Raw genomic sequence first — 13,161 nt, 5'->3', positions numbered from 1 at the left:
AGTTAATAAAGTCTTGAATATTGTTCCTGTACCCGATCAAAACAGATTTTTAACCATTCTGTGTAGCGATCGGGATTTATTTTTATATCGTGGGATAGCTCATCCATTTTTGCATATTTATATGCAGATACTTCAGCAGGATTTATGGCCGGGATCTGGTCCGACTCACCAAAGAAAACATGGTCATATTCATTTTCGATAAGTCCTTGTTCAGTAACCTCTGCAAGATATTGAAAACTAAAAACATGCTTAACATCACATTTCAATCCCATTTCTTCCATTAGTCTTCTGTTCGCAGCCGCTAAGGTTTCTTCACCTGGTCTGGGATGACTACAGCAGGTATTCGTCCATTTTCCTGCAGAGTGGTATTTATCTTCTGCTCTTTGCTGCAAAAGTAATTCCCCTGTTGTATTGAAAATAAAAACAGAAAATGCTCGGTGAAGTTTTCCTTTTAGATGCGCTTCCATTTTTGCCATCTCTCCAATCTCACGATCATTTGCATCTACAAGTATTACTTTTTCAGTCATTCTATAATAAATTTAAAGTACCATTTCGGCGAATAATCGCTCCATTGTTTCCCTGGCATTAATACTAAGGCCAGCATGGGCTCTTGAGGTTTGTATCACTGTACTCCGCATGGCGGTTAACCAACGAAACCTGGAGGCCATATCAAGTTGTCCAATTGTCCCCGACTGATCACCTCCTATACATATCCGCTCAAAGGCACAAAGGTTGTCTTTCAAAATGGAAATATCAATTTCTTTGCAAAAAGCATTTAATTTATCGGCATTCAGCTCATAGATCATACCCAGGAATTTCTGTTTCCTACAATACACCACAATACCTGTATTTATAAATTCTTCACGTTCTACCCTGGGTACAACACGGATTACAGCATACTCAAATAAGTCCTTCTCTTGCATCTTCTGCTGCTTTTATAAAAATATCTGAATGAGCGATCCTGGTGGTCAGGAAATGAATATAAGCTTGTCTGTGTACTTCCGGGCTTTCAAAAGAATCCTCATCTTTTAGCCATTCATCTGGAACCAACGCTGCAATAGCTTTTATAAGTTCATTGGTAAGTATTGGTACAAACTCCTTGTTTACGGCTTCGAGTTCTGTTGCTAGTGGAAGCAATACATGATCTTTTATCAAAGCAAAAGGACGTTTAGCCTGTTCTTCCCAGTTTTGCCAGGAATGATGAAAGTATAAGGATGCGCCATGATCAATTAACCAAAGCTCTTTATGCCACATCAACATATTGGTGTTTCTTGCAGTACGGTCCATATTCATAAGCAAGGAATCCAGCCATACAATTTGAGAGGCTAATTTTGTGTCTACAGTCGTAACTAAAGGATCAAAAGTAATGGCACCTGATAAATAGTGTAAAGCCAGGTTTAGTCCTTCGCTACCACGTAACAGGTCTTGTATCTCTTCATCAGGTTCAATTCTTCCGAATGCCTCATCTAAACTTGCAAATACAATCTCAGGAACTCGTAAACCCAGTGCACGTGCAATCTCACCTCCAAATATTTCGGCAATAAGAGCCTTAGTGCCTTGTCCTGCACCTTTGAATTTAAGCACATATAAAAAATCATCGTCGGCCTCTGCTATAGCTGGCATAGAGCCACCCTCTCTTAAGGGGGTTACATATCTGGTCACCTGAACAGATCGCAACGTCAATACATTATTAATCATCTGTTGCATTTTACTGTTTTGATACCCTTTTTTCTGACATCAGTTGTTCTATTACTGCTTTGAGTTTTTCCGGGTCTTTAGCGTATTTTTCTAAATCGATGATCTCAACTTTACGAAAATCGACGGGATGACTTTCACTTTGAAGTGATATGGTCCCACCTTTTAATAATTTACCTTCAGCTTCATCACCTATGGGATCAAGCTGTGGTCTTTGGTAACGTAAAACTTCCTCTCCGTTCACATAATGTACAACCAGAGAGTCGCCAAGCACCAATACTTCTACACGTACCCACTGATCACCGTTAAAAGTTTTTGAACTGGAAGTTATACAATGAGTCTTAATGACCTTACCATCTTTTACATATTGTGTACCTGGTGTACAAAGATTAGCTGTAGAGCGCTCACCCTGTCCCGAACCACCTAATAACTGTACCTCTATAGAATTCGGGAAATCCTGATTTCTGGTCATAGTTTCAGGATCTTGTCCATGAATCATGATACCGCTATTACGAAAAGCCCATCCAGGTCCATCTTTTAATTGCTCTCCTACAAAACGATATTCTACTCCAATCAAATAATATGAATATGGTTTATTGAAAAATAGATGGCCAAATTGCTCATCAAATTTACCTCCATACTGGTTATATCTTACTTCAATATTTCCATTTTCAACACGAAATGTATTTCCATAGTTCTCTTTGAATTTGTGCTTTCGTATTTTCATATCCCAGCCTTTTAAATTTTTTCCATTAAATAGTTGCTTCCATTTAATGTCAGAAGGCGGTTCTGAGGCATTAAAGCCAGAAAAGAGAACGACTAAAGACAACATTACTGCTGTACCTAATAAGGTTAAAGAATTTACTTTGTGTTTCATTTTGCTAAGATAAAACTCCTGTTGTCATTAAATCATAGAAATTTGCAAAAAGCGTATATCTTTGGGCACAAAATTTTACAATTATATTTTTATGGCAAAAGCATCTGAAATTAAAGTAGGAAACATTTTACGCTTTAACGGCGAATTGGTAACTGTTATCGAAATCATACATCGTACACCTGGTAAAGGAGGTGCTTTTTACTTAGGTAAATTCCGCAATATTAAAACAGGGAAAATTGTTGAGGCACGCTTAGGAACTGACGAGCAGGTTGAAATTTGCCGTGTAGAAACTAGCGACTACCAATATTTATATGAAGAGGGTGATTATTTCGTGGTGATGGACAACAACACTTTTGAGCAGTTCAATATTGAGAAATCATTATTTGGCCCAGCTGCTAAGTTTCTGAAAGAAGGTATGGACGTAATTGTTTCTATTGAAAGTGAGGAACCAATTATGGCTCAGGCACCTAATTTCGTGGAATTAGAGGTTACCTATGCAGAGCCAGCAGTAAAAGGTGATACTTCATCTGGAGCGATGAAAAATATTACCACAGAAAATGGTATTGAGATAAAAGTACCTTTATTTGTGAATGAAGGTGATAAAATAAAAGTTGATACGCGTACTGGTGAATATGTGGAACGCGTAAAATAACTTATACGCGATCAGATGATACTTGTATTATAATTTTCCCGCTGACACCATGAGTTTCCATCACTTGATGTGCCTGGACAATTTCATTCAGCGGGAAAGTTTGATCAACTTTTACTTTTAGCTTTCCTTCCTCGAATAAAGTTGCAAATAATTGCAGTTCTTTCTGATCAGGCTGCATCATAGACCAAATCAATTCTACATTTCTTTCTCTGGCTAACTCTAAAGCCTTAGGATCGTTTTTTGTTGAGGATGGTAAACAAATTACTTTGCCCCCGGGCTTAACACAAGCAATAGAACGATAAAGGATTTCTCCTCCCATTGTATCCATCACTGCATCAAGATCAGTAGTTATTTTCTCAAATTTTTCTGTTTTATAATTAATGGGATGATCTACTCCCAGTTCTGATAAAAAAGTAATGTTTTTACCAGAGGCAGTTCCATAGACATATGCACCATTAAGTTTAGCAAACTGAACCGCCAGATGACCAACGCCCCCTGCGGCAGACTGTATTAAAATACGCTGACCTTTAGAAATTTGTAAATGCTCGTTAATTGCCTGATAGGCCGTTAATCCTGCTAATGAGACTCCAGCAGCTTCATCAAAAGAAACATGATCTGGCTTTTTTACGATCAATTGCGGACTTGCGGCAACATATTCTGCATAAGTATTTGCTATGCAACCAAAAACAGTATCTCCAGGTTTAAAATTCTGTACATTTTTACCTGTTTGCTCGATTATACCGCTCATATCCTTACCTAAAATGGCGGGTAACTTAAGGTCTTTACAAGATATATGTGCTCCAGCTCTGATTTTTGTATCTACAGGATTAACTGCAGCATAAATCACCTTTATCAATACCTGATCATCGTTGATAATGGGTTTTTGTACTTCAGTAATTTGTAAGGTTTCAGGTTCGCCAAAATGCTGTATCAAGACTGCTTTCATCATAAATTCTATTGATAATAGCGAATCTAAAGCTTATTTTTAACATTCGTGTGCATTAATTAACAAACCTATCTGTTCAGCTAATTGTAGAGATATTCTCTCTGCAACCCAGGAAATGCCTGCTGCACTTATATCAATCCATAAACTAGCTATCCGCTTTGCTCCATCTAATATACTATAGCTGCCATCATCCAGGGGAACTACGGTTAATTTTTTTCCAGAGATTATAATTTCGTACGGTTCCATGAGCATCAATAATTAAATTAAACACTTAAGTAACAGAAGTTACGAATTATTGTTTAGAAAACAGTCATTTTAAAGCAGAAATGAAAGGGAAACCTTTTATTCCAATGTTATGTTGGTATAATGAAAATGTCCTTGGAGTTATTTGTAAGTGCCAAAAATTTTATCCCACAAGACTGTGTAAAATCCATAATTATAATGAGGATGCTTATGGTGTTCATTATGAAACTTTGTGCCTCCTAAAAGGCCTGGTTTCAATCCGGCTAACTGCTTTGGTAAAATTTCCTTGTCCAAATGGCCAATTGTGCCCCAAAGTAGATTAATAAACAGATATAGTGATATTGCCAGATAAGAAAACGAATATATGAAAATCACCAATATGATTAGAAAGCCAAATCCCAAGGCTTCTATAGGGTGTAATACAAAGAGACTGATTGCGTTGGTCGACTCGTGTTTATGGTGTCTTAAATGAATTAGATTGTAGAAAAAAGGAAAATGTGCGATTCTGTGAAAAATGTACATTAACAAATCCATAATAAAAATAAGAAAAACGACCTCTACTCCTATTTCAAGGATATTTGTATGCTCCCGGACAACTATAATATCTTTTTGCCAAAGCATAAAGCCAATAATAAATATCAAAGTATTACATCCAATAACCAAAAAGGAGAGCATAACATCTCCCCTGGTAAGTATTTGTGGACTATTTTGTAAACTTTGATAGTTACTTATTCTGCTAAAAAAAGAGAAGAGCGTGATAGATAATAAGAAAAGAATCACATTAATTCCTAAAGCAAGCAGCAGTAATTCATTAAATGTAATCTGTTTAAATATTTCAATCACGCTCTTTCTGGACTACTTTACAGCCTTAAAACGTGCTAATGGTGCCATTCTGGCTTTGTTTAAAGATAAATTATCACCGCTAAGACTATAATTATCAGCAGTAACAAGTGCTTTGTTGAGGCCATTTTCAATCTCCATATGCTCACATGCCATCATTGTAGACATACCTTGAGAGAATTTTATCCTACCATGTTCCAGCAGAGTAAAAGTACCACCTAATCCATTACATCCTCCGGATGCAGAATAGCGGTTATCGCTTTTCTGAAGTAAAATGAATGGTTCTTTACCATTTATTTTATCTGCTACAGGTTTGCCTGCAAGCTCAACTAACTTCCATTTACGATCTGTAATTACATTACTTTTCATATTGTTATCAGTTTGTGAGGTGGAAGATTTTTTAAAAAGACTACATGATGCAAGAGATAAAAAGCAGAGCATGAGCGCAGGGTATTTTAATGTTTTCATATAGGAAAGAGTTATATTTTAAAATAAATATATTCAAATTACGGCAAAATTTGACACATTTTTATATTTACCTGGCTCTTCTTACTTATCTTACTTTTGTTTTTTTTACTACCTTAGGGATATAATAGAAACCAGGTATTATTTCTCCTCTACATTTTTATGGCCCGTCATTACGTTACAATAAAGGATATTGCAAGAATTTTAAATATTTCAGTTTCTACTGTTTCCAGGGCATTACGGGATACATATGATGTAAATCAGGAAACTAAGGAGAAAGTATTGGCACTTGCAGCTGAATTGAACTATAAACCTAATTTTAATGCTACAGGTTTAGCCAAAGGCAGTACTCATAACTTAGGAGTTATTTTACCTTTTATTACCAATTACTACTTTTCTACAGTGATTACCGGTATTCAGGAAGTAGCTTATAATAATGGCTATAATATCATCTTGTTTGTAACTAATGATTCCCCTGAGAGAGAGCTTGCCATCATGGAGAATCTTTCTGTATCGAGCCTTGACGGGTTATTGGTTTCCATTTCTTCTGATTCAGACTCCTGTAGCCATTTTCAGGAAATTGTAGATGAAGGTATTCCTGTGGTGTTCTTTGATCGGGTGGCTAATGAAATTGAGACCTCAAAAGTAATGCAGGATGATTATAATGGAGCATTTGAAGCTGTAGAGCATCTTATAGAAAATGGATATAAACGAATAGCTCATATAGCAGGTCCAAAGGGACTCAGTTTTACTGAAGCCAGACTAAAGGGCTATTTAGATGCCTTAGAAAAACATAATATTCAGCCAAATGAGGGTTGGGTTGTATATTCAGGCTTTTCGCAGGAGCATGGTGAGCATGATACACTTCAGCTTTTAGAACTGAAAGACAAACCTGATGCAATATTTGCTGTGAACGACAGAAAGGCTATTGGAGCAATGGTTACCTTAAAAAACAAGGGTATAAAGGTTGGAGAAGATTTTGGAGTAATTGGTTTTACCAACGATCCAATGTCGACCATCATCTCCCCCTCTTTATCTACTATTGCAGAGCCCGCATTCGAGATTGGAAAACTGAGTTGCGAATTACTGATCAAGCACATCACCAAAAAGTACTTCCATGCCGAAGAAGTTGTACTTCCGGGAAAACTGATCGTTCGGGAATCCAGCGCCAGAAAAAACTAAATTTTACTGTAAACAACCTTTCCGTCTACTATTGTATGCTGAATGTTTATCTCCTGATCAAATATAAGCACATCAGCATCCTTCCCAATAGTTAGTGTGCCTTTTTTGTCGTCAATCCCCATAATTCTTGCAGGTGTTTTACTGATCATCCTTACCGCTTCTTCCAGAGAAACACCAGCCATATTAATCATGTTGCGAACCAGTCTGTCAGTTGTTGCAACACTTCCGGCAAAAGAACTTCTATCTGGCAATTTTGCTACCCCATCTTCGATAATTACTTTTAAGCCATTCTTTAAGCTACCGAGTATGCTATCGCCTTCTGGCATACCAGCGCCGCGCATCGCATCTGTAATGAGAGCTGTTCTACTGGCACCTTTTATTTTATAAATCAGTTTTAATAATGGAGATGGTAAATGAACCCCATCAGCTATAATTTCCACATCCATTTCATCAATCAGGTATCCGCTTTCAATTACTCCGGCAAAGCGGAAGCAATCACGACGACTTACACCAGACATGCTGGAATAGAAATGTGTGGCCAGGGTATAACCATTTTCAAAAGCTTCAAGTACCTCTTCGTAAATAGCATCAGTATGGGCAATAGCAGCTAAGACCCCTTTAGATTTTAAGTATTTTCCAAATTCAATAGCTCCCTTCAATTCCGGAGCAGCACTCCACCTTTTGATCACATCTGTCGATGCAAGTATTTCTTTGTACTCTACAGGATCAGGATCACGGATATAGCGGGGATCCTGTGCTCCTCTTTGACTTAATGCAAAATAAGGTCCTTCCAGGTGCATACCAATAAACTGCGCACCTTTAACGTTCAACTTATTTGCTTGTTCATAAATGCTTAAGGTTTTTAAAAGATCTTCCTTCTCGCTAGTCAGTGTAGTCGGGCACATAGCAGTAGTTCCGTATCTCGCGTGCGTTTCAGCTATACCCAAAAAAGCCTCAACAGTATTGTCCATAAAGTCGTGCCCACCACCCCCATGAATGTGCAGGTCAATAAAACCTGGAGAGATGTAATTTCCTTTAGCATCAATTTCATCGGCATCAGGAAAATCCAGATTACCCTCATGGAGGGCTATAATTTTTCCATCTTCAATTAATAATGTTCCTTGTTGAATGGTTTTGTATGGGGTAATGAGTTGTCCGTTATATATTTTTAGCCTTTGGCGTGTCATAATTTAATTAGCTTGAATATTCTGGTTTCCAGATTTGTATAGTTTCCGTTTCAGCAGCAGTATTACCCATATGAATAGCAATAGATGAATCTTTTGCCGTAGCTGCGTTCGATATAGGTTTACTTTTTGTCAAAATACAATTTATAAAATCTTTCAATGCGTAAACTGTTGGTTCTAAAGATTTTTCGCCTGGTTTTTCAAAAATAAGTTCATTGCCTTTACCCTGCGTAGTAACCGCAATAGTAGCTCCTGTTACTCCATCCACGGTACCTCGTTTATTGTTTAATGATTCTGGGTAAATAAATGCTTTATCTCTTTGTATTTCCATTGTCGCTTTATCACCTAAAATACGAATTCCATATCCATTATAGGCATTGGAAAGCACAGAAGTAACGCTTACTTTAATGTCATTAGGATATTCATAAACAGCCCTGATGTTATCATAAGTATCCCTTCCATCTTTCCAGTAATTTATACCTCCCATTGCCATTACTTTTAAAGGATGACTGTCAGTTAAATAATGTACAGCATCAATGGCATGTGCGCAAAGTTCAGATAATGGACCGCCACAATATTCCTTGTACATTCTCCAGTTAATAGCTCTTTCCATTTTTGGATCATTTACTGGAAAACGCCAATTGGAATTTCGATTGTACTGACATTCAAAATGCGTAATTTTTCCCAGCCAGTTTTGCTCTATCACTTCTTTTACTCTATGGTATAAGCCAAAATATCGATATTGATAGCCCACCTGAAAGACCAAATCTGATTTACGGACCCTTTTTTCCAGATCAATAGCCTGTGGAATATCGTAAGTCATGGATTTTTCCAGGTAAATATGTTTCCCTGCTGCTAGGGCATCAACTGTCATTGGATAATGCAAATAAAGTGGAGTGGCAATAATTACAGCATCAATATTTTTATCTTCTAGTAGTTTGCGATAATCTGTATATGCTTTAGCACCTGTGGCTGCATATTTTAGTCCATTTTTTAAATGTTCAGGAATTGGATCGCAACAGGCTAAGACTTGCATTTGTGGTAAATTGCGAATGGTTTTTATTAAACCAGTTCCTCTTGATCCGGTACCGATTAATCCGACTCTGATTACATCGGTTTTAAAATTACCATTTGCCAAAGCAGGAAATCCGGCATAAGTTAAAGCAAAGCCAGATAAGGCAATGGCATTTTTGGTTATAAATTGTCTTCTTGAAAGTTCTTCAGGTTTCATATTGTATTTATTTAGAAAACCATCAACAGGTTAAATTTAACTAATAACTTTATTTATCGACCAGTTTCTGATCTTGTATCCTTTAAATGCGTAGAACATTAAGTATAAATAACATGGGAATAACACCCAATAGGCAGTTCTAAGGTCATATACATCAGCAAAATAGCCATAAAAAAGAGGCATTATTGCATTCCCGCAGAGTCCCATGATCATGATGGAAGCACCGAGTTTGGTATACCTGCCAAGGCCATCAAGTGCCAAAGGCCATATTCCAGCCCAAACCAATGAATTCGCCAGTCCAAGTAATACCACAAACCAAATTGAAATGTCGGCAGTATGTCCAAGGATACGTACCGGACCATGGCCAAAAATGATAAGTAAAGTAAATATTGCTCCTAATAAAGTACAAATGCGTAGCATATTGACCTGACTAATAAACTTTGGGATAACTAGTATTCCTATGGTATAACCACAAATAGTTGCAAATAAAGTATATGAAGGAAAAACTTTGGCTTCCAACAAATGAATATTCATGGAACCGGCATAGCCAATAATGGTATCAATTGCAATAATTTGTGTTCCTACATGCAGAAATATGGCTATTGCGCCAAGTATAAGATGCGGGAACTGAAATATGCTGTTTTTACCTGAATTAGCTGTGGCCACAGCTTCATTTTCATGTTCTGTGTCAATTTCAGGGAGCGGTGAATAGCGCACCATTAAACCTAAACCTATAAGTACAGCACCAACACAAGCATAAGGAACGATTACCCTTCGAATCAGTTCATCAAGAGCCGCGCTTTTTTCAGCAGCATTCATCAATGGTAATTGTTTAAAAAGTTCACCATCTGTAGCTTTTAATATGACTGCAGCAAACAGCAGTGGTGCCAGGATACCAGCACCTTTATTGCAGATACCCATGATACTGATGCGTTGGGCTGCTCTTTCTTTAGCCCCAAGAACGGTAATGTAAGGATTGGCTGCGGTTTGCAAGATGGCCAGGCCTGCACCTAATGTAAAGAGACCTAATAGAAAAATCTCATAGGTACGTGTCATCGCTGCTGGAACAAATATAAAAGCACCAACAGCCATAGTCCAGAAGCCAATCATCATTCCCTTTTTAAAACCTACAGACTTTAAAAGATAAGATGAGGGTACCGACATCACAAAGTAAGAGATATAAAAAGCAAAGGCAACCAGATAAGATTCAAAATTGGTAAGTTCACATGCGATCTTGAAATAAGGAATCAGAATTGCATTTATCCAGGAGATAAATCCAAATATAAAAAACAATAGTCCTATAATAAGAATAGAAATCAAGGTATCCCGCTTACTTAGCGAGCTTACCGATACAGAGTGGTTTTGTTGTTTAGTCATGGATGGTTATAGTATGATCTACAAACGAAACTAAGGATATCAGTACAGAATAAACCACTATAGAACAGATAAATGAGCGGCAACGCTACCGATAACGTTCTCGCTATTTTATTCGGTTTTATAGTCCTATTCTTAAAAGTCATTTAATAGATTTGATAAAACTAATCACCACTTTAACCAAAATAAATGAAGAACAACAGAAGAGATTTCTTAAAACTTGGCGGCCTGGCAGGTCTTGGTCTGGCCTCTTCGGGTATTTTATCGGCTTATACTTCCGCTGAGACTTCAAAGCAGGATGACATTCTAAAACTAGCCAAGCATGTGCATAAGCAGGAATTTAACATGAGTGGTTATGCAGCCCCTAAATTAGATACTGTTCGTGTAGGTTTTATTGGATTGGGTAACCGAGGAACTGCTGCAGTAAAGCGTATGGCAAGAATTGCCAATACCAAGATCAATGCGTTGTGCGACCTGCGGCCAGAAAAAACGGCTATCTCTGTTAAAAACTTAACTAAAACCCTACATAAACCGGTAGTATACACTGATAAGGAAGAGGCATGGAAAAAACTGTGCGAGCGTGACGATATTGACCTGATCTATATCGCTACATCCTGGGAACTCCATACTCCAATGGCATTATATGCTATGAACCATGGTAAGCATGTTTGTGTAGAGATTCCTGCAGCTACCACTCTTGAAGAATGCTGGCAATTGGTAAAAACTTCTGAACGGACAAAAAAGCACTGTATGATGCTCGAAAACTGCTGCTATGACTTTTTTGAAATGCTTACACTTAGTATGGCAAGACAGGGATTTTTTGGCGATATCATTCATTGTGAAGGTGCATATATACATGATATTCTGGAAGGGAATTTTTCAAAAACCAAGAATTATGATTTATGGCGATTGAAAGAAAATATTAAGCATAAAGGAAATTTATATCCTACACATGGACTTGGTCCGATCTGTCAGGTTATGAACATCAATCGTGGGGATAAGATGAACTACCTTGTATCTGTTTCTTCGAACGATTTTATGATGAACAATATGGCTAAGGAATTGGCAGCTAAGGATTCATTTTACAAACCTTTTGTTGACAAGAACTACAGAGGTAACATGAATACCAGCACCATAAAGACACACATGGGGCGAACAATAATGCTACAGCATGATGTTACATCACCAAGGCCATATTCCCGGTTGCACCTGATCAGTGGAACTAAAGGCACAGCACAGAAGTATCCTTTACCAGCACGTATTTCAACTAATCATGAAGGCTGGCTCTCTGAAATAGAATTGAAAGCTATAGAAGAAAAATACACCCCTAATCTGGTAAAAAAAATTGGAGAAATGGCTAAAGCTGTGGGTGGACATGGAGGTATGGACTTTTTGATGGATTGGCGTACGATAGATTGCCTGAGAAACGGATTGCCACTTGATCAGGATGTTTATGATGCAGCACTCTGGAGCTCTATTCTTCCACTAAGTGAGTGGTCTGTAAATAACCGTTCAAATTCTATTGATATTCCTGATTTTACAGGAGGATCATGGAAGAAGAATTTACCAATAGATATCAGTCTTTCAAAGGGCGGTACAACCGGAGTTATTTAATATAAAATTAACTGTAAAAAGATATTGCTGCCTTAGGGAGCATGGAAATCTATTGCCTAAAAAGCTAAATAAAAAAATACAAAATCATTGAAAACACCAATATTATAAAATGGAAACAAGCGTAACAAACAGCCCTGAAGAACTGGGTGTTGCAGCCGGAAAAGCTGCCGCAAATCTGATCAGGGAAACTATTGCCGAAAAAGGCAAAGCGAACATCATTCTTGCCACAGGAGCAAGCCAGTTTGAAACATTAAACCAACTTATCAAAGAAGACATAGATTGGAGTAAAGTTGCAATGTTTCACCTGGACGAATACATTGGTTTACCAGAGTCATCTCCTGCCAGTTTTAGAAAATATCTTAAAGAACGCTTTCTTGAAAAAGTGAGCCCTTTAAGAGCTGTTTATCTGGTAAATGGAGAAACCAATCCAGAAGAAGAATGTAATCGTCTGGCTGAGATTATTCAGCAAAACCCTATTGACGTTGCACTTGTCGGTATTGGAGAAAATGGTCACCTTGCATTTAATGATCCTCCGGCTGACTTTGATACTCATATACCTTATCTGGTTGTAAACCTTGATGAGCAGTGCCGGAAACAACAATTTGGAGAAGGTTGGTTCAAGAGTATCGACGATGTTCCTACTCAGGCTATCAGTATGTCAGTTCAACAGATTTTAAAATCTAAGCATATTATCTGTTCTGTACCTGACCGCAGGAAAGCTCAGGCAGTAAAGGATAGTTTAGAACAACCTGTAAGTAATAAGTATCCCTCAAGCATATTACAATTGCACCCTGATTGCAGATTTTATTTCGATAAAGCTTCTGCAGAACTGCTTTCAGCAGTATAAAAAAAGGCTCT

General features: G+C 37.6%; 15 protein-coding genes. 4 read left to right on the top strand and 11 right to left on the bottom strand.

Annotated features, from left to right (window positions below; genetic code table 11):
• Positions 1-2: 2 nt before the first annotated feature.
• The 4 genes from idi to WC623_RS11000 are packed head-to-tail and all read right to left on the bottom strand — an operon-like array spanning position 3 to position 2,572.
• On the bottom strand, positions 3-527 hold the full coding sequence (idi, locus tag WC623_RS11015) for an isopentenyl-diphosphate Delta-isomerase (RefSeq protein WP_372850919.1): 525 nt from the start codon (positions 525-527) through the stop codon (positions 3-5).
• A gap of 12 nt (positions 528-539) precedes the next feature.
• Positions 540-923 carry a DUF3037 domain-containing protein gene (locus WC623_RS11010; protein ID WP_372850917.1) on the bottom strand — a complete coding sequence of 128 codons (384 nt, stop codon included), beginning with the start codon at positions 921-923 and terminating at the stop codon, positions 540-542.
• Entirely contained in the window at positions 901-1,698 is a 798-nt protein-coding gene (locus WC623_RS11005; protein WP_372851860.1) for a HipA family kinase, read from the bottom strand. The genes WC623_RS11010 and WC623_RS11005 overlap by 23 nt, the downstream gene beginning before the upstream one ends.
• A 10-nt stretch (positions 1,699-1,708) precedes the next feature.
• Complete coding sequence (locus tag WC623_RS11000) at positions 1,709-2,572, bottom strand: DUF1080 domain-containing protein (protein WP_372850915.1); 864 nt, start codon at positions 2,570-2,572, stop codon at positions 1,709-1,711.
• 91 nt (positions 2,573-2,663) lie between these two features.
• On the opposite strand from WC623_RS11000, the gene efp reads away from it, so the two are divergent.
• Positions 2,664-3,224 carry an elongation factor P gene (gene efp, locus WC623_RS10995; protein ID WP_372850913.1) on the top strand — a complete coding sequence of 187 codons (561 nt, stop codon included), beginning with the start codon at positions 2,664-2,666 and terminating at the stop codon, positions 3,222-3,224.
• 1 nt (position 3,225) lies between these two features.
• On the opposite strand, the gene WC623_RS10990 is transcribed toward efp, so the two are convergent.
• The 4 genes from WC623_RS10990 to WC623_RS10975 form a co-directional block, all read right to left on the bottom strand.
• Positions 3,226-4,173: an NADP-dependent oxidoreductase gene (locus WC623_RS10990; protein ID WP_372850911.1), complete on the bottom strand. Its 948-nt coding sequence runs from the start codon at positions 4,171-4,173 to the stop codon at positions 3,226-3,228.
• A 36-nt stretch (positions 4,174-4,209) separates the two neighbouring features.
• Entirely contained in the window at positions 4,210-4,416 is a 207-nt protein-coding gene (locus WC623_RS10985) for a hypothetical protein (protein WP_372850909.1), read from the bottom strand.
• Positions 4,417-4,554: 138 nt separating this feature from the next.
• Positions 4,555-5,034 carry a sterol desaturase family protein gene (locus tag WC623_RS10980; RefSeq protein ID WP_372851857.1) on the bottom strand — a complete coding sequence of 160 codons (480 nt, stop codon included), beginning with the start codon at positions 5,032-5,034 and terminating at the stop codon, positions 4,555-4,557.
• 234 nt (positions 5,035-5,268) lie between these two features.
• Positions 5,269-5,721 carry an META domain-containing protein gene (locus tag WC623_RS10975; protein WP_372850907.1) on the bottom strand — a complete coding sequence of 151 codons (453 nt, stop codon included), beginning with the start codon at positions 5,719-5,721 and terminating at the stop codon, positions 5,269-5,271.
• Positions 5,722-5,880: 159 nt separating this feature from the next.
• On the opposite strand from WC623_RS10975, the gene WC623_RS10970 reads away from it, so the two are divergent.
• A complete protein-coding gene (locus WC623_RS10970; protein ID WP_372850905.1) occupies positions 5,881-6,900 on the top strand; it encodes a LacI family DNA-binding transcriptional regulator in 1,020 nt (339 codons plus the stop codon).
• On the opposite strand, the gene nagA is transcribed toward WC623_RS10970, so the two are convergent.
• Genes nagA through WC623_RS10955 form a run of 3 tightly spaced genes read right to left on the bottom strand, consistent with a single transcriptional unit; the run spans position 6,897 to position 10,692 of the window.
• Positions 6,897-8,087 (bottom strand): N-acetylglucosamine-6-phosphate deacetylase, encoded by a 1,191-nt coding sequence (gene nagA, locus WC623_RS10965; RefSeq protein WP_372850903.1) that lies wholly within the window; start codon positions 8,085-8,087, stop codon positions 6,897-6,899. The genes WC623_RS10970 and nagA overlap by 4 nt on opposite strands.
• Positions 8,088-8,094: 7 nt before the next feature.
• Positions 8,095-9,315 (bottom strand): Gfo/Idh/MocA family protein, encoded by a 1,221-nt coding sequence (locus tag WC623_RS10960; protein ID WP_372850901.1) that lies wholly within the window; start codon positions 9,313-9,315, stop codon positions 8,095-8,097.
• Between the two features lie 36 nt (positions 9,316-9,351).
• Positions 9,352-10,692, bottom strand: coding sequence for a sugar MFS transporter (locus tag WC623_RS10955; protein WP_372850899.1), 1,341 nt, complete (start codon positions 10,690-10,692; stop codon positions 9,352-9,354).
• A 186-nt stretch (positions 10,693-10,878) separates the two neighbouring features.
• Between WC623_RS10955 and WC623_RS10950 the strand changes: the two genes are divergently transcribed.
• Positions 10,879-12,303: a Gfo/Idh/MocA family protein gene (locus WC623_RS10950; protein WP_372850897.1), complete on the top strand. Its 1,425-nt coding sequence runs from the start codon at positions 10,879-10,881 to the stop codon at positions 12,301-12,303.
• 109 nt (positions 12,304-12,412) lie between these two features.
• A complete protein-coding gene (locus tag WC623_RS10945; RefSeq protein ID WP_372850895.1) occupies positions 12,413-13,150 on the top strand; it encodes a glucosamine-6-phosphate deaminase in 738 nt (245 codons plus the stop codon).
• Positions 13,151-13,161 lie beyond the last annotated feature (11 nt).

Source organism: Pedobacter sp., from assembly GCF_041645105.1.
In the GTDB taxonomy this organism is placed as follows: Bacteria; Bacteroidota; Bacteroidia; order Sphingobacteriales; family Sphingobacteriaceae; genus Pedobacter.
The sequence above is the reverse complement of the archived record's forward strand: the minus strand, read 5'-3'. Positions and strand labels throughout refer to the sequence as shown.

Coding starts and splice junctions, on each gene's coding strand:
- nagA (WP_372850903.1), bottom strand. CDS start 8,087: ATGACACGCCAAAGGCTAAAAATATATAACGGACAACTCATTACCCCA.
- WC623_RS10985 (WP_372850909.1), bottom strand. CDS start 4,416: ATGGAACCGTACGAAATTATAATCTCTGGAAAAAAATTAACCGTAGTT.
- WC623_RS10950 (WP_372850897.1), top strand. CDS start 10,879: ATGAAGAACAACAGAAGAGATTTCTTAAAACTTGGCGGCCTGGCAGGT.
- WC623_RS11005 (WP_372851860.1), bottom strand. CDS start 1,698: ATGATTAATAATGTATTGACGTTGCGATCTGTTCAGGTGACCAGATAT.
- WC623_RS10945 (WP_372850895.1), top strand. CDS start 12,413: ATGGAAACAAGCGTAACAAACAGCCCTGAAGAACTGGGTGTTGCAGCC.
- WC623_RS11010 (WP_372850917.1), bottom strand. CDS start 923: ATGCAAGAGAAGGACTTATTTGAGTATGCTGTAATCCGTGTTGTACCC.
- WC623_RS11000 (WP_372850915.1), bottom strand. CDS start 2,572: ATGAAACACAAAGTAAATTCTTTAACCTTATTAGGTACAGCAGTAATG.
- WC623_RS10975 (WP_372850907.1), bottom strand. CDS start 5,721: ATGAAAACATTAAAATACCCTGCGCTCATGCTCTGCTTTTTATCTCTT.
- efp (WP_372850913.1), top strand. CDS start 2,664: ATGGCAAAAGCATCTGAAATTAAAGTAGGAAACATTTTACGCTTTAAC.
- WC623_RS10980 (WP_372851857.1), bottom strand. CDS start 5,034: ATGCTTTGGCAAAAAGATATTATAGTTGTCCGGGAGCATACAAATATC.
- WC623_RS10955 (WP_372850899.1), bottom strand. CDS start 10,692: ATGACTAAACAACAAAACCACTCTGTATCGGTAAGCTCGCTAAGTAAG.
- idi (WP_372850919.1), bottom strand. CDS start 527: ATGACTGAAAAAGTAATACTTGTAGATGCAAATGATCGTGAGATTGGA.
- WC623_RS10970 (WP_372850905.1), top strand. CDS start 5,881: ATGGCCCGTCATTACGTTACAATAAAGGATATTGCAAGAATTTTAAAT.
- WC623_RS10990 (WP_372850911.1), bottom strand. CDS start 4,173: ATGATGAAAGCAGTCTTGATACAGCATTTTGGCGAACCTGAAACCTTA.
- WC623_RS10960 (WP_372850901.1), bottom strand. CDS start 9,315: ATGAAACCTGAAGAACTTTCAAGAAGACAATTTATAACCAAAAATGCC.